Annotated in this window: 17 protein-coding genes and 1 tRNA gene; 8 read left to right on the top strand and 10 right to left on the bottom strand. The window is 35.5% G+C overall.

Annotated features, from left to right (window positions below):
- The first annotated feature begins 23 nt into the window (after nt 1-23).
- Nucleotides 24-1,511, top strand: coding sequence for an aminotransferase class V-fold PLP-dependent enzyme (locus ABS766_RS04805; protein WP_408083986.1), 1,488 nt, complete (start codon nt 24-26; stop codon nt 1,509-1,511).
- Here the strand turns inward: ABS766_RS04805 and ABS766_RS04800 are convergent.
- Nucleotides 1,501-2,397, bottom strand: a complete 897-nt coding sequence (locus ABS766_RS04800; protein WP_408083985.1) for a lysophospholipid acyltransferase family protein — start codon at nt 2,395-2,397, stop codon at nt 1,501-1,503. The two genes, ABS766_RS04805 and ABS766_RS04800, sit on opposite strands and share 11 nt — an antisense overlap.
- A gap of 105 nt (nt 2,398-2,502) precedes the next feature.
- Between ABS766_RS04800 and ABS766_RS04795 the strand changes: the two genes are divergently transcribed.
- The 3 genes from ABS766_RS04795 (at nt 2,503) to ABS766_RS04785 (ending at nt 5,030) form a co-directional block, all read left to right on the top strand.
- Nucleotides 2,503-3,150 carry a rhomboid family intramembrane serine protease gene (locus ABS766_RS04795; RefSeq protein WP_408083984.1) on the top strand — a complete coding sequence of 216 codons (648 nt, stop codon included), beginning with the start codon at nt 2,503-2,505 and terminating at the stop codon, nt 3,148-3,150.
- Between the two features lie 56 nt (nt 3,151-3,206).
- A complete protein-coding gene (locus ABS766_RS04790) occupies nt 3,207-3,896 on the top strand; it encodes an SIMPL domain-containing protein (protein ID WP_408083983.1) in 690 nt (229 codons plus the stop codon).
- Between the two features lie 144 nt (nt 3,897-4,040).
- Nucleotides 4,041-5,030, top strand: coding sequence for an endo alpha-1,4 polygalactosaminidase (locus tag ABS766_RS04785; protein WP_408083982.1), 990 nt, complete (start codon nt 4,041-4,043; stop codon nt 5,028-5,030).
- A gap of 244 nt (nt 5,031-5,274) precedes the next feature.
- On the opposite strand, the gene ABS766_RS04780 is transcribed toward ABS766_RS04785, so the two are convergent.
- Together ABS766_RS04780 and ABS766_RS04775 are read right to left on the bottom strand one after the other, a co-directional pair.
- On the bottom strand, nt 5,275-5,649 hold the full coding sequence (locus tag ABS766_RS04780) for a HEAT repeat domain-containing protein (RefSeq protein WP_408083981.1): 375 nt from the start codon (nt 5,647-5,649) through the stop codon (nt 5,275-5,277).
- Nucleotides 5,650-5,778: 129 nt separating this feature from the next.
- Nucleotides 5,779-6,897 (bottom strand): DUF4932 domain-containing protein, encoded by a 1,119-nt coding sequence (locus ABS766_RS04775; protein WP_408083980.1) that lies wholly within the window; start codon nt 6,895-6,897, stop codon nt 5,779-5,781.
- 286 nt (nt 6,898-7,183) lie between these two features.
- Here ABS766_RS04775 and ABS766_RS04770 point away from each other — a divergent pair, with 286 nt between their 5' ends.
- Nucleotides 7,184-8,473, top strand: a complete 1,290-nt coding sequence (locus ABS766_RS04770; RefSeq protein WP_408083979.1) for an Ig-like domain-containing protein — start codon at nt 7,184-7,186, stop codon at nt 8,471-8,473.
- Between the two features lie 60 nt (nt 8,474-8,533).
- Here the strand turns inward: ABS766_RS04770 and ABS766_RS04765 are convergent, their stop codons facing one another.
- Together ABS766_RS04765 and ABS766_RS04760 are read right to left on the bottom strand one after the other, a co-directional pair.
- Entirely contained in the window at nt 8,534-8,758 is a 225-nt protein-coding gene (locus ABS766_RS04765) for a hypothetical protein (protein WP_408083978.1), read from the bottom strand.
- Nucleotides 8,759-9,066: 308 nt separating this feature from the next.
- A tRNA-Pro gene (locus ABS766_RS04760) sits at nt 9,067-9,141 on the bottom strand.
- 149 nt (nt 9,142-9,290) lie between these two features.
- Here ABS766_RS04760 and trxB point away from each other — a divergent pair.
- Nucleotides 9,291-10,238: a thioredoxin-disulfide reductase gene (trxB, locus tag ABS766_RS04755; protein ID WP_408083977.1), complete on the top strand. Its 948-nt coding sequence runs from the start codon at nt 9,291-9,293 to the stop codon at nt 10,236-10,238.
- A 33-nt stretch (nt 10,239-10,271) separates the two neighbouring features.
- Here the strand turns inward: trxB and ABS766_RS04750 are convergent, their stop codons facing one another.
- The 4 genes from ABS766_RS04750 to ABS766_RS04735 form a co-directional block, all read right to left on the bottom strand.
- Entirely contained in the window at nt 10,272-11,108 is an 837-nt protein-coding gene (locus ABS766_RS04750) for a GIN domain-containing protein (protein ID WP_408083976.1), read from the bottom strand.
- 89 nt (nt 11,109-11,197) lie between these two features.
- Nucleotides 11,198-11,920 carry a head GIN domain-containing protein gene (locus tag ABS766_RS04745; protein WP_408083975.1) on the bottom strand — a complete coding sequence of 241 codons (723 nt, stop codon included), beginning with the start codon at nt 11,918-11,920 and terminating at the stop codon, nt 11,198-11,200.
- A gap of 9 nt (nt 11,921-11,929) precedes the next feature.
- Nucleotides 11,930-13,594, bottom strand: a complete 1,665-nt coding sequence (locus ABS766_RS04740) for a PspC domain-containing protein (protein ID WP_408083974.1) — start codon at nt 13,592-13,594, stop codon at nt 11,930-11,932.
- On the bottom strand, nt 13,591-13,929 hold the full coding sequence (locus ABS766_RS04735; protein WP_408083973.1) for a PadR family transcriptional regulator: 339 nt from the start codon (nt 13,927-13,929) through the stop codon (nt 13,591-13,593). Before ABS766_RS04735 ends, ABS766_RS04740 begins: the two co-directional genes overlap by 4 nt.
- Before the next feature lie 228 nt (nt 13,930-14,157).
- On the opposite strand from ABS766_RS04735, the gene ABS766_RS04730 reads away from it, so the two are divergent.
- Together ABS766_RS04730 and ABS766_RS04725 are read left to right on the top strand one after the other, a co-directional pair.
- Nucleotides 14,158-14,613 (top strand): DUF4442 domain-containing protein, encoded by a 456-nt coding sequence (locus ABS766_RS04730; RefSeq protein ID WP_408083972.1) that lies wholly within the window; start codon nt 14,158-14,160, stop codon nt 14,611-14,613.
- A 116-nt stretch (nt 14,614-14,729) separates the two neighbouring features.
- Nucleotides 14,730-15,635, top strand: a complete 906-nt coding sequence (locus ABS766_RS04725; RefSeq protein ID WP_408083971.1) for a TIGR01777 family oxidoreductase — start codon at nt 14,730-14,732, stop codon at nt 15,633-15,635.
- Nucleotides 15,636-15,653: 18 nt separating this feature from the next.
- On the opposite strand, the gene ABS766_RS04720 is transcribed toward ABS766_RS04725, so the two are convergent.
- Entirely contained in the window at nt 15,654-16,322 is a 669-nt protein-coding gene (locus ABS766_RS04720; RefSeq protein ID WP_408083970.1) for a YceI family protein, read from the bottom strand.
- Between the last annotated feature and the right edge of the window lie 64 nt (nt 16,323-16,386).

Here is a 16,386-nt window from a genome sequence, read left to right as displayed (position 1 = left end):
TTTGTCTACAAAATTAAGTAGTTATGTTGCAGGAAGCAGGAACAGAAATAAGTAAACTGGAGGCATATTTTGTGCCCTTCAGGAAAAATATTGTAGGGATTAACCAGTATTTTGAATCTCCTTACGGAGTAAAAAAAATGGTGTATACTGACTGGACTGCAAGTGGAAGGTTATACCGCCCTATAGAAGAAAAGCTACTTAATGAGTTTGGCCCGTTTGTAGCCAATACCCATACAGAAACAACGGCATCTGGTACAGCCATGACTACAGCTTACCATGAGGCGCGCCATATTATAAAGCGCCATGTAAATGCTGGTAATGATGATATATTGATTACAGACGGCTCTGGTATGACGGGCGTGATTAATAAATTTCAAAGAATATTAGGGCTTAAAGTGCCCGAAAACCTGAAAGCGTTTACTACTGTTCCTGATGAGAAAAAGCCGGTTGTGTTTGTATCACACATGGAGCACCACAGCAACCAGACCTCGTGGCTGGAAACAATTGCTAAAGTTGTTGTAATACCGGCCTGCCCGCAGGGGCTTATCTGCCTGGATAGTTTTAAAGAACTTTTAGAGCAATATAAAGATTATACCCTTAAAATAGCATCAGTTACAGCCTGTAGTAATGTTACCGGTATAAAAACGCCTTATTATGAAATAGCTAAACTTATACATAGCTATAACGGGGTATGCTTTGTAGATTTTGCCTGCTCTGCTCCATATGTGGCTATAGATATGCATCCCGATGATGAAGAAGCGTATCTTGATGCCATATTTTTCTCCCCACATAAATTTTTAGGCGGCCCTGGTACATCAGGCGTGCTTATTTTTAATAAAAAGCTTTATAAAAATATGGTTCCGGACCATCCTGGTGGTGGTACCGTGAGCTGGACTAACCCCTGGGGTGAACATAAATACCTTGATAATATAGAAGAGCGTGAAGACGGTGGTACCCCCGGTTTTTTACAGGTTATTAAAACGGCACTTGCTATAAGGCTTAAAGAGCAAATGGGTATTAATAATATACTGCAACGTGAAAAAGAAATAATAGATTTTACCTTTAAAAGCCTGCAAAATGTTGAAAACGTAAATATCCTGGCGCCACAGCATAGTGAAAGGCTTGGAGTACTTTCTTTTTACATAAGCGGTTTGCATTATAACCTTGGGGTAAAATTACTTAACGATCGATTTGGCATACAAACCCGTGGCGGGTGCAGTTGTGCCGGTACCTATGGGCATTATCTGTTGCATGTAGACCAGGAACAATCTAATAAACTTACCAATAAAATTACAGCGGGCGACCTTATTGAAAAACCGGGATGGATACGTATGTCTATTCACCCTACAACCACCAATGAGGAAATAGCTTTTGTATGCGACAGCATTAAAGCACTGGCAGAAAATTTTGAAGAATGGGCTAACGATTATATCTATAACAGGATGAACAATGAGTTTACCCATAAAAATAATCCTGCTGGGGTAAATATAGAAAGCTGGTTTACGCTTTAGGCGCTGAAGGGTTATTACGGCGGTGCTTAAAACGCTTATGCGTCCATAAATAATATTCCGGGGCAGCTTTTATCTGTTGCTCCAGCATTCGCATAAAACCATCTGTAATATCAAAGTTAGGTATCTCTTTAATATTGCCTTCAACGGGTATAAAAGTACACTGATAATGCCCCCGTTTTACACGCTCAATTTTAGCATACATAATATTTAATCCCATTTTTTTGGCAAGCAATTCACCGCCAACAAAAATAGGTACTTCCATACCAAAAAAATCACCCCAGTGTATGGCGCTTTTTTTTCTGGGAGACTGGTCTGTAATAAAACCGTAAAAACCATGATCGCCTTCGCGGGCTTTTTTACGCATTACAGGTATTACATCACGCATACCGATAAGCTCTGCCCCAAATCGTCCCCTTATTTTTCTAACAAGGCTGTCAAAATATTTATTTTTTATGGGTTTATATATACCAAACCCCTTTTGTATTTTTAAATATTTATGCAGTAGTAACAACCACTCGTAGCTGGCATAATGTCCTATCAATACCACAGTACTCTTGGGTTGTGTTTCTTTTTGATGCATAAGCTCAAAATTGGTAAACACAAAACGCTCTTTTATTTGCCTGTCGGTTATATTAAGTGTTTTAGCCATTTCGGCAAAGCTGTCACAAAAGTGGCGGTAAAATTTTTTCTCAACTTTTTTGCGCTCTTTTGCAGTAAGGTAGGGCAGGGCAAGGGCAAGGTTAGTTGCAACTGTTTTTTTACGGTAGCCAATAATATAATATACCAGCACATACACCGCGTCTGACAGCAAATACAGTAGCCTGAACGGCAATATAGATATGAGCCAAAGTATAGGGTAAACAATCAGGTATGCTATAAGCTGCATGCAGATTTTTTTTTGCAAAGATACTTTTTATCGGCAATTAAATTTTATTTTTCCAAAAGTATGCATATTAACGGCTATTGGTTAATTTTACATTTTATATTATTTATGGATACAGCACTTTTACCTGTTTTTATTATTATAGCCGTTAACGCACTGGTTAGCTATAAAGGATTTAACGATGTACTTTTTTTTAGGAAATATGAATTTCATATAGGCAGTATCAGGGCGGGGGAGCAGTACCGTATGATTACCAGCGCATTTTTACATGCAGATGCTATGCACCTGATATTTAATATGCTCACCCTTTATTTTTTTGCTCCTGTAGTTATTTATTTTATTGGTATCTGGTCGTTTATAATTATATATTTTGCAAGTTTAATAGCCGGTAACCTGCTCACACTGTATTTTCACCGTAATGATTACTGGTACCGTGCTATTGGTGCCTCGGGCGCAGTAATAGGGGTATTATATTCTGCTATTTTATTTGCTCCTGACCAAAAGCTGTATTTGTTTTTTGCCATCCCTATACCCGCCTATATTTTTGGTATTGGGTATTTGTTATATTCCATATACGGTATGAAGGCCAAAAGAGATAATATTGGGCACGTAGCACATTTTGGCGGCGCTATTGGCGGTTATGTTATTACACTTTCGCGTGTGCCCGAAATGTTTTATACCAATACGTTTATGGTTGTGCTTTTGGCCATACCCATTATTATATTATTTATAATGGCAAAAAACGGAAAATTGTAATTATTTAAAACTTGGCATAGTTTTGGTTTTTCTTACAGAAAATAAAAACAAACGTTATGAAAAAATTAGCTGCCTTTTTAATTGTTCTAAGTTGTACTGTTGCCACTGCACAGGATATAAAGCAACAAAACCAACAACCTGCCATCACTGTAAGCGGAGAGGGTAAAATTATGGTACAGCCTGATCAGGCTGATATTACCATTGGTGTAACCAATACCGGCGCCGATGCCGCAGAGGTTAAAAAAGCCAATGATGCTACCATAGATAAGGTGATAAAATTTTTAAAATCGCAGGATCTTAAAAAAGAAGATTACCAAACACAACGTGTAAACCTGAACCGTAACTATGATTATAATAAGAAAAAATACAGCTATGTAGCTGCTCAAACCATTGTAATACACCTTAAAGACCTTTCTAAATATGAAAGCTTGATGATGGGGCTAACTGATGCCGGTGTAAATAATATAGACGGGGTATCATTTAAATCATCTAAACAAGAGCAATTAGAAAGCGAGGCCAGGGTAAAGGCAGTAGCCGATGCCCGTAAAAAAGCTATGGACTACACCAATGCCCTTGGGCAAAAAGTAGGCAAAGCCATAACCGTAACCGATAATACCCAAACATATAACCCACCAATGTACCGAATGGCTGCTATGGAAATGAGTGCTGATAAACAACAGGAAACACTGGCTCCCGGCGAAATAACCATTACGGCCAATGTTACTATTAGCTTTTCGCTCGAATAAATAACAAATTTATATACTACCATATAAAAGCACAGGCTCATCAGCCTGTGTTTTTATTTTACAACTTTATAATTTAGCAATACTATATGGTGTGCTAAAACCGTTTTACTAATTAATATAATTGCCCATAATTTATTAAAATATATGAGATTAAATATTGTATCTGCACTGTTGATTAGTACCTTATTTTTTTCCTGTAATAAAGATGATTCCGGTCACGATGGCAATTCTGCCGAAATTGATTATAAACAGGAAATGCGCAAATTTGTGATAGGTATTAGTAGGTATGCTAAAAATCAAAACTCCGGTTTTATTATAGTGCCTCAAAATGGGATTGAGCTGGTAACCCAAAATGGGGAGATACTTGGGGAACCTCATCATGATTATTTAAATGCCATAGACGGCAATGGACAGGAAGACCTTTTTTATGGGTATAATAACGATGATGAAGCAACCCCGGTACAGCAGACAAATTATTTAAAGTCATTTTTAAATGTTTCAAAAAACAATGGCAATACCATATTGGTGACAGATTATACAGGTACAGTTTCTAAGGTAAACGACTCTTATCAGAAAAATGAAGCGGAAGGTTATATTTCTTTTGCAGCTAATGAAAGAGGATTGAATAAAATTCCTGAGTATCCTAACCCTTTGCATCATGAAAATGATATGGCAGTTACAGCCCTTTCTCAGGTTAAAAATTTTTTGTACTTGATTGACCCATCAGATTTTGGGGAGAAAGCCGATTTTATTAATGCTGTAACTGCAACTAATTATGATTTGCTGATTATGGATCTCTTTTTTACTCAAGATGAAATGTTTACCGAGGATGAAATAAATCAGCTAAAAATTAAAGCTAATGGAGGAAAAAGGCTGGTACTTTGCTATATGTCTATTGGTGAAGCCGAAGATTATCGTTATTACTGGCAGCAAAGCTGGACAAATAATAAACCTGTATGGCTTGATACCGAAAACCCCGAATGGACCGGAAATTTTAAAGTAAAATACTGGAATAGTGACTGGCAGCAAATTATTTATGGAAATGACACTTCTTATCTGAAAAAGATTTTGAACGCAGGCTTTGATGGGGTTTATCTCGATATTATAGATGCTTTTGAATATTATGAACAATAATTTCTTTACTATTATTTTTCAATTATCTTTTTAACATACGCTGTATGCGCATTAGTCAGGTTCCATGAATCAATTTCCTTTTTAATAAGATCGGGAAATTTTTTACGAATATCGTGCAGGCTGTTACCCACAGATTTACGAAGATATTCACTTTCCGCGGCCTTATGCCGGCTTATGAGTTTGATGGCTTGTTGAGGATGTTCTTTAAAGTAAGGGCGACCTGTCCAAATTCTCAATCCTTCTATTACGGCCCTTTTACATTTGGATTCTCGTTGTTTAGCCATTGACGAATTTTGGGCAGAGAAGCTTCATACCCAGTTTTTTGACAGTAAGAGTCAAAAGCCTTTGCAAGCATTTCCTGCACCCTCCAGTTCTCATCGTGGGCTACTACGGTTTCTAAGGTTTTAAGAGCACCTGAGTTTTCGGGAGACAGCTGTCCCAAAATATAAGTTGCTAGCATCCTTGTCTGATAGCTATCTTCTTGTAATAACAATATACACGTATCGAAATGATTGATGTCCTTATGTTGGAGAAGGGTATCGCCTGCGATAATGATATGCTTAAAGCCATACTCAATTTTTTTTAATTGCAGTAATAAGCCTTCAACTATTTGATTCATCTCAAAAAATATTATAATAAATATAGCCTTTTCCAGATTTTAGTTAGCCAAATTGCTGCCAGAGGTTTTTAAGTCGGGTTGGCAGAGATAACCACCAACCCATAACTTCATAAAATATGCTTTGGTTTTTTATTGTGCAAACTGGCTCAAAAATTCGGGATACCACTTATCAATTTTCTCATTTGGATATTTTGAGCGCATTTTTAAAAGATTTTCAGTAAAGATTTTCATTTTTGGAAAGCCCCTGTCCGTCATCAATAGAGTAATATCTCCAATTACTTTATCTAATGTATCTTTATCATAATTGTCCTGGCAGTACAGCACAAAAACCCCAAAGGTCATATATTCATTAAACACTTTAACAGGGTTTGGATAGGCAAATGCTCCCTCAGCATTTTCATCTACCCATATTTTCCGGTCAGCAAAAATTTGATTAATGAGTTCTTCGTTAGCCTCTGTGGGGGCGCCTACATAATTATGGTCAATTTCTGTAAACATTACTCTTGTATTCAATAATTCATTCTCAAGTGGAGTAAGGTCCGGATAGTTATCAAGAGGAGGAATATTCATCTGAATCAGGGAAAAATTATTATTATTAAATCCTGTGGTATAATTTAAACCATTAATCAAAGGGGAACATAAAATAATATAACTGTCCTTTTTGCTTTCAAAATTATTTTCAAGCCATTTCCACTGCTTTCCGAGATTGGCATTTTTTTCATAGTCTGAAATAATTTCGGAATAAAATTTCTTATGGTCAGAATAGAATTTTCTGAATTTAGATTGTTTTGCAAAATCTTCTATTTCGCTTTTATATGTTGTAATTGGATTTTTGTCAATTTTGATGTTTGCGACTCCCATAGCCGGAAAATCATAAACGTCACTCTTTATAAGCTTATTACCTTTAAAATCATATGAAATAGCATTTCCTGTGAGGAAAATATAATTGTAGGGGGACACAACCATTAATGAATCAAAAGTTTTAATAATTTGTTCATTTTCGTAAGGCTTAAAATAAGAACGTATATCCTTATAATACTGTCCCTGCTGCTGGACCATATCATCATTCTCTTTTCCATAATTTGTAATGGCAATCATAATATGTATTAATTCTTTTACTTCATTAATTTCGATTTTATATTTTCCCTTGTTCTCTCTTTTAAAGTTGTCAGAAAAATTTACTTTTTCCTGAGCAAATGAAATAAATGAAACTACAATTAGTAACGTAGATAAGAATGTTTTCTTCACATTAATAAATTTTTTATTGGTTTTTTGAGAGTTTAATGAGTTACATTTACCATGTTTCTTTTTCACGGTTTAGAGTAGCTATGTATATTTTTCTGCCGCTAAAATACAATAAAAGGTAACGTAAATTATATGTGCTTTTATAACTTTTAGTGCCAATTTTGTTATGCCCTTACCCTGCATTAATATTATCTGTTAACTGTAACATAGAAAATTTAGGATAGTCTTTAAAACGGCAATAAAAATCTTTCGTACTAAATCCATTTTTTAAGTAGCAAGACAGTAACTTATGAAATCAATAGCATCTATCGTAATCATCCTTACATTTTTTAATACTGTAAGTGCGCAAAAAATTATTACCTCTGATATAGACAACTTCTGGTTAGCTTATGACAGCCTCCGGAAAGCTGAGAATGGGAAAAGTGAAATTTTAGAAGCCCTATTTCTAAATAAAAAAACAGATGGTCTTAGTGCGTTTATGAAAATTAAAAATTTTGATGAAACTGATTATCTTGAAGTAATGGATAGGTATCCTTTGTTTTGGAATTCTATAAGGTCAAATACATTAATTGATAAAAGAAAAATTAAAAGTATTAATAAGGCTTTAAATAAGCTTAAACAGCTTTATCCCATTAATTCTAACGGTAATATTTATTATATTATAGGCACATTAAAATCGGGAGGGACGATTAATAATAAAGACTTACTTTTAGGTATTGAAAAAATTGTTGGAGATAAGAATACCATTGTCTCAGAATTTGAAAATCAAAATCTTCAGGAAATGTTTCAATTTACCAATGCGTCTAAATTAGAACAAATTACAATTCACGAATTCGTACATACATTTCAAAAGGAAGGTGAAATAAATTTATTGTCTAAAGCAATTAAAGAAGGTTCCTGCGATTTTGTTGCAGAATTAGCGCTTAATAGAAAATTTATTTCTAACTATATTGACTATGGATTTAAAAATTATGAATCAGTAAAATCTGAATTTAAAAAGGAAATGTTCAGCCAGAATTTTCAAAACTGGTTTTATAATGGTGACAGGAATAAAAATCCAGATCTTGGGTACTTTGTGGGGTATGTAATTTCAAAAAAATATTATGAAAAATCAACAGATAAACAGCAAGCAATTAAAGATCTTATTGAAGTAAATTTTAATGATGAATCTGAAGTATTACAGATTTTAGAAAAATCTAAATATTTTGATGAAGAAATAAATGTAGCAGAAATAAAAGCCGAATACAAAAAGAATCAGCCAAAAGTAGTCCGGATAATAGAATTTGATAATGGCAGCACTACAGTAAATACAGATTTAAAACAAATACAAGTTGTATTTTCAAAACCCATGGATGAGAAAATTTCTATAAATTTCTCTAAGAATGGTAAAGAGCATTTTCCGTTAAAAAGCGTTATAGGTTTGGATGAAAGCCAAACTATTTTGAGTTTGGAAACAACTGATTTAAGCCCTGATACTGATTATGACTTTTATATAACTGACAGGGGAACCCAATCTATAGACGGCTACCCATTTATTGAAAAGGAATATGTAATATCATTTAAAACTAAGCAAAGATGACTTAGGCAAACATTGCAGTGGCAATGGGCTGGATAAAAGTGCTTTGGTAAGAGATGCTTTTTATTTACCTGACTTTTTAACAGCATATAAACCACCCGCTAAAAGAACAATTGCTAACCCTACATATATAAATCCTTGTTGCTTTCCTGATTCATTGGAGGCCTCAATACTAATACCCAAAAAATTAATTTCTTTAGTGTTATCAGCTATTTTATTTACACCTATGTATCCAACAACTAAACTTATAACAATTAAAACTATGCCAATTATTTTTGAAGCGTTCATGATATTTATATTAAAGTTTCCCTAATTTAGAAAAAATAAATTGACATTAACTTTTAATAAAGATTATTAGTTATTTTGGTCTGAGTAACAATATCCTCATATTTAACGTGTTTTCTTTAAAAAATGGGTCTACACTTATTTCTACATCAGGTTTCAAAATAGAAAAAAGGGTTTAGGTAAAGATATTCTAATTGAGTTTCTGAAAAATTACTTCATTTGATATAATTTCCGTCTACTTTAGGGGATAAATAGAAAACCCCTTAAATCATAGGATTTAAGGGTTTTGACTGCCGTTGAAGTCTTTTTAGTCGGGGTGGCAGGATTCGAACCTGCGACCTCCTGGTCCCAAACCAGGCGCGATAACCGGGCTACGCTACACCCCGAAATTGAGGTTGCAAATATAGCATAATTTAATTCATAAGCGTAATTATAGGGCAAAATTATTTTATGATAAGCAAAACTGATACAGTTGTAAAGCTTTTTTTGATATAAAAACTTACATTTGCATACGTAAAAAACTACTGATAATTATATGTCTGATACTATAGAAAAAATTAAATGTCTTATTATAGGTTCCGGGCCTGCAGGTTATACTGCAGCTATTTATGCCGCCCGTGCTGATATGAATCCTGTTATGTATACTGGCCTTGAGCCAGGCGGACAGTTAACAACGACTACTGAGGTTGATAATTTTCCGGGATATCCGGAAGGGATAGATGGCCCCACAATGATGATACAGTTACAACAGCAGGCTGAACGCTTTGGTACTAAAGTACGTATGGGTATGGCAACTGCTGTTGAATTAAGTACAGAAGTAGGCGGCTGGCATAAAGTAACCATTGATAATACTACACAAATACTCGCTCATACTATAATTATTTCTACAGGGGCTACTGCAAAATACCTCGGCCTGCCCAGCGAACAACGTTTGCGTGGCGGCGGGGTTTCGGCATGTGCTGTATGTGACGGCTTTTTTTACCGGGGACAAGATGTTGCTATTGTTGGGGCAGGGGATACTGCTGCAGAAGAAGCTACCTACCTTGCCAACATTTGTAAAAATGTAACCATGCTGGTACGTAAAGATTTTATGAGGGCAAGTAAAGCCATGCAACACCGTGTAAATAACACACCAAACCTTAGAGTATTATACAATACTGAGGTAGATGAGGTTATAGGAGATGAAGTGGTAGAAGGCCTTAGAGTTGTAAATAACCAAACAGGCGAAAAAGAAGAAATAGCCATTACAGGCCTTTTTATTGCTATTGGCCATAAACCTAATACAGATATTTTTAAAAACCAGCTTATAATGGACGAAACTGGTTACCTTATTACCGAGGCTAAGTCTACCAAAACAAATATACCGGGAGTATTTGCTGCCGGAGATGTTCAGGATAACATATACAGGCAGGCTATAACAGCTGCAGGCACAGGCTGTATGGCGGCCCTTGATGCAGAACGTTACCTTTCTGAATTAGAGTAAATAAAAAAAGCAGCTTACGCTGCTTTTTTTATTTTATAAGTCTTTTTTGTGGAGTGTTGCCGTATTTGTAAATTTGGTTATATTTATAGCAGCAGGGCTTCCGTATAGTTCAATTTCTGCCTCTCCCGAAGCGCTTACCGTTACGTTATCTTTTGCATTTATACTGCATGATGTAAAAGCCTCTGCTGTTAATTGCAGGTTTTTAGCTGTAAATTTTTCACCAGTGTATGCGGCCTCATTATCAATACGTAATAACAGGTTATCCGTATCGCCTTCAATTTCAGCTTCTGTTTTCTGATACATGTCAATTTTTGTGGTAGGGCTGGCTATAAGTGCTTTTAGTTCGGCATTTTTACTTAATTCAATTATCGTATTTTCAGCCTTAACATTAATTTCAGCATGACTTTTATCATCCATAGCAAATGTAAAACTATCTACTCTTATATTTAAAAAACTTTGCGAATCATCAAGGTTTTTAATGCTAATATTACTTACCTCTAAATTGGCAAGGGCGTTTAATATAACTTCATTATGGGTAGTAATACTTTGCAGGTTTTCTGTATAAGTAACACGTACGCTTAGTTGTTTGGTGCGTACAATTTGCTTGCTGGTATATAATCTTAGGGTACTAGCATTTAAATCAGCCTGTATGGCATCATGCACATTATCGTCAGCTTCAATTTCAATCCCGGCAATCTCACCCTTTACAAGAAAAACTTCCAGATTGTCTTCCACCTCAAGGGTATTAAATTCCTCCATTTTACGTTGTGTAACAGAAACAAATTTTGATCCTTTAATTTTTTCTTTTTTTTGTGCAGAAGTTGCAGAGAATATAAATAAGGCTATAAGCACAAGGCTGTATTTTTTCATAAGAAATAGTATTTGCTGTTTAAGTGGTTATGGCAAATATAAAAATAACACCGCTTTTGCCGGTGTTATTGTGTTTAAGTTTGTCTTTTTTAGTTCTGAGATATACTCCCCCCGGATGATGCTTTGGTATTTAGCTTAGATGGTGTGTTGACATAATGGATGCTGCTTCCACTTGAAGCCTGGGCATCAAGCTCTACTGTAGCATTTACTGTAGTAGTACTGCCGCTTGAGGCTTCAGATTTTGCATTTTTTGCATTGAGGCCACCCGCATCCAGCGTGCTACCGCTTGATGAGTGTGTTTCAAGCTTTTCTACAGTACCGTTTACTTTAAGATAGCTGCCACTGCTAGACTCACATTTTGCAGTATTAGCTTCAATATCTGTTTCCATGTGGCTGCCACTACTGGTAGAAAGTTCCAAGTTATCACTTTTTAACTTTTTGGTTTTCACCTGTACACCGCTGGATGCTTCTATAGCTTCAATTTCAGGTAATGTAACAGTAACCTTTTTTTCAGCTGCATTTCCAATATTCACATCAGTTTTAATTTCGAGTTCATCTCCCGAAACTTCTGTAAAAATGTGTGCCATAAGGTTTTCATCAGCTTCTACTGTAATAGTATGCTTGCTGCCGTGTATAATCTCTACCTCAAGTCCGCTGCCGGCGCTTACTTTTGTAAAGCCGTTTTTAACATCCCTTTGTTGTGTAGTTACAGTACCATTACCATCTACTTTTTCAAATCCGCAGGAAAAGAAAAGTAAAGTAGCAATAACGGTAATAATTATTTTTGTAAAATAGGTTAAAACTTTTATCATGTCTTTGTTTTATTGGTTAATAGTATCTGTTTCAATATCTTCAGGTTCTTCAAACGCACTTTCATCTCCTTGCTCACCTATTACTGCTTCATCTGTAGGTTCTATACAATCAATACATTTAACAGCATTTTTTTCCATCATATATAAGTGTGTTTCATCATCATACCAAAGGTCGAAAAAATTATTATTAGTACAGTCATAATCCCGTACTGTTTTATCAGGCTGAAACATCATACCTTCCGGAAGGTATAAAATAATTTCCACACGTTGTATTTTATACTTGTCTTCTACACTATACAACAGGTAATTATCAAGATTTAGTGTGTTGCCTTCTACAGAAAAATGATATTTAATTCTTGATGCTGTTTTAGAAGCTTCGGCAAGTGTATGCCCGTTCGCCAGTTTCTCAATCTGAACATACGGCATTTCTTCGTCAGTTTCCATTACATAAAATCTTATCTTGTTGCTGTATATAAGTGGGTTACCCAGTGTGTCCTGCACAAAACGGTAGTCATCATTATAATATATATCTTTGGCATAGTAGTTACTAAATCTAAATTTTACATTTAATACTTCATTCTTGTCCACTTCTAAAGTATGCTTTTCATAATCTTTGCCCTGGTTACTCAGCTGCGATGTTTCATACATAGCAAGGTAGATACACGCACTTAGTGAGATAACCCATATTGCGGCAAGTACATAGCCTGCAGTGCTGCTTATAGGTTTTAAATTAGTAACCAGTATTTTGAGCCCTGCTAAAAATATTGTAAAACATGGTATTGCCAGTACAAAAAAAGCGGCCAGGGCGCCTGTCCATATAGGGAGATGGGTATAATTAACACTGTTTATATAAGGATACCAAAGTGTACCTTCTATAGATGAGGAAAAAAGCAAAATTATCAGCATAACTATAAGGCCGCCCAGTGTGAGTGCGCTAAATACTGTAATAAACGCACCTATTACTTTGCCAACAGCTTTAAAAACAGCACTTATAATACTACCCAAGGCATTACCTACCTTGTCGGCTCCGGAACGAATATTATTGCCTACCCTGTCATAATCTACCTTTTGAAGTTTTTCGGTAATAACATTAATTTCTTCTTTTACTTTTTTTTCGATGTTGCTTATGTTTATAGGCTCACCCCGCATCTCTAGTTTTTCGGTAGTAGTAATGGCTTTTGGTATAAGCACCCACAATAATATATATATTATGATACTTGTTCCAAAAGATATAAAAGGAGATACAATAAAAAGTATGCGTATCCATAATGGGTCTATCCTGAAATAGTGGGCCAGCCCGGCACATACGCCGGCAATTATACTGTTGTCTTCATCCCGGTAAAATTTTCGGGTCCTGATATACTCATAAGTAGTGTGGCTCTGTGTTTTCTTTTCCTTAACAGGCTCTTCGTCATCCAGCCTATAATCTTCCGGTTCGCCCATTACAGAAATTATTTCGTCAATTTCTTTAGTGCCTACCACCTGCTTGTCATTTTTCATCTTATCTGACAAAAGCTCTGCTATCCTGCCTTCAATATCACTCATTATCTCATCTTTACCATCAGGTGAAAGTGAGCGCCTAATTGCATCAAAGTAATTATTTAGCTTTTGATAGGCATCTTCATCTATATGAAAAAATAAGCCTCCTAAGTTTATACTTACTGTTTTGTTCATGGCTGTGGGTTTTGACTGGTTATTATGTTTACGGCATCGGACAGCTCTGTCCAGGTATTGTTTAATTCTTTTAAAAATTCTTTTCCTTCATCGGTAAGCCCATAATATTTTCTTGGCGGCCCAGATGTAGATTCTTCCCAACGGTAGCTTAATAGCCCGTCATTTTTCAACCGGGTTAGCAGCGGGTACACGGTACCTTCTACTACAAGCAACTTTGCGCTTTTAAGGGTATCTAATATTTCTGAAGTATATGCATCTTTAATTTTTAATACAGAAAGTATGCAAAATTCCAAAACCCCTTTGCGCATTTGTGCTTTGGTGTTTTCAATGTTCATAGATCTTGATTTGATTAAAACTGTTCATTTTTTGATTGATGATTGAATGATGATAATTAATTACTATATATAGTACATTACTATCTATAATAATTTACTATGCAAATATATGGTTATAAGAAGCTATTATGCAATGCATGGTACTAATATTTAACATTTTTTTAACAAACTTATTTATAATGCATGCATAAGAAAATTGTTGTACATTAGTAGTATAATCAAACGCTTATGAAATTTACAGCCCATAAACTCAACATCTTTTTATTGCTTAAGCTTCCTTCGGCCTATATATGTGGTGTCAGGGTTAAAGAAATTACAGCATATAGCTGCGTGGCAACCGTAAAGCACAGGTGGATAAACCAAAACCCATTTAATAGCATCTATTTTGCCGTACAGGCTATGGCTGCAGAGCTTACAACAGGTGCACTGGTTATGTACCATATCAATCAAAGCGGTAAAAAAATATCTATGCTGGTAGCCAGCAATAAAGGCATGTTTACCAAAAAGGCAAGAGGAAGGATTACTTTTACATGTAATAACGGAAACCTTATTGCACTAGCCATTGAAAAGGCTGTAGCCACAGGCGAGGGGCAAACCTTTTGGATGACATCTGAAGGTTATGACCAGGCGGGCGAAAAGGTTTCGCAAATGGATTTTGAATGGACTGTAAAAGCAAAGCAATAGTTAAAGATGCGTTAAGTTTATCTTCAATATCATAAACATTAGTTAATGCTTTTGTTTTTAACAGGGCGGTACAATAAAAGCCAATACTTTTACAGAAATAGATAAACAAAAAAGTTATGAAAGTTTTAATTACAGGTGCTACGGGACTTGTAGGCAATGAACTTGTTTCGCTTTTGTTAAAAAACGGAATATACATTAACTACCTTACTACTTCAAAAGAAAAACTTCAGAGCGAAGACAATTATAAAGGATATTTATGGAATCCGCACAGGGGTGAAATTGATACCAACTGTATTGATGGGGTTGATGTTATTGTGCACCTTGCAGGGGCATCTATATCTAAACGCTGGACAAAATCTTACAAAGAAGAAATTGTTGAAAGCCGTGTACTAAGCGCTAATATTATTTATAACCTTCTTAAAAATAATAGCCATACGGTAAAGCAGTTTATAAGTGCTTCGGCTATTGGTATTTATCCAGACAGCCTGGATAATGTATATAGTGAAAACAGTACCGAACGCGACCATTCATTTTTATGCACCGTAGTAGAAAAGTGGGAAGAAGCGGCTATGCAAATAGAAAGGCTTAATATCCCCGTAGCTATAGTGCGCACAGGCCTTGTACTTTCAGCCTCGGGCGGTATGCTTAAAGAAATTGCCATGCCTGTAAAATTTGGTGTAGGTACTGCATTTGGTTCAGGGAAACAAATGCAGTCATGGATTCATCTGCGCGATCTGGTTGGTATTTATTATTATATAATTAAAAACAATCTTGAAGGTATTTACAACGCTGTGGCGCCCTATCCTGTTACACAAAATACCTTAATGAAAACAGTAACCAAAGTGTTGGATAAGCCTTATTTTATGCCAAACATACCAAAATTTGCTATAGAAATGGTAATGGGCCAGGCGCATGTGCTGGTATTGGCCAGCCAAAATGTAAGCGCCCGAAAAATATTAGGGCAGGGCTACCAGTTTAAATACCTTTCCTTAGAAAAAGCAATAAAAGCTGAGCTTAAATAAAAATACTGAACAAAAAAATTATTCCTCTTTTCTTGCAATAACTTTTACCTGTAGCTCAATATCGTCATCTATATACTGGTTACCAAGGTTATTAAATACGCTTTTAGAGTTATAATTTACATTCCACAAAGTGCGGTCTATTTTAAACGGCTCACTGGTTAGTGTAACTATACTATCCTTGTTAGTAATAGCCGCCGGGAAAGATATATTTTTTGTGCTGTCTTTTAGGGTAAGGTTGCCATGTATTACCATTTTATTTGCTTCCTGGACAATTTTGGTAATTTCAAACTTACCGATAGGATATTTTGTGGTATTAAAAAAATGATCTTCAGCATCTGCTTTAAGCCCTTTTAAGTGATTTTCAAGGTTTTGTTTCTGTTCAGGGTCCTTAAGGTCATTATCTTCAATAGTTTTCATATTTATAGTAAATGCGCCCGATGTTACCGTATCACTTTTTATAAATAGCTCACCATCTTTCAGTTTTATAGTTCCGGTATGACTTCCGGTAGGTTTACTGCCTGTCCAGTTAATTACAGATGCTGTAGTGTCTACTACAAAATGTATGGCCTGTGCAGGCGCATCTATAGTTTCCTGTGGCGGTATGGCTTCAGTAGCTTCACTTTCTTTTTTGCAGGATATGGTTGCCAATGCGCTAATAAACATAGTTATAAATACATAATGCTTCATTACAATACAGTTTTATGGTTACAGAAGAATAAGAATTACAAAAATAAGAATGACAATTTGACAT

This window comes from Flavobacterium rhizosphaerae, from assembly GCF_046000445.1.
In the GTDB taxonomy this organism is placed as follows: Bacteria; Bacteroidota; Bacteroidia; order Flavobacteriales; family Flavobacteriaceae; genus Flavobacterium; species Flavobacterium rhizosphaerae.
The sequence above is the reverse complement of the archived record's forward strand: the minus strand, read 5'-3'. Positions and strand labels throughout refer to the sequence as shown.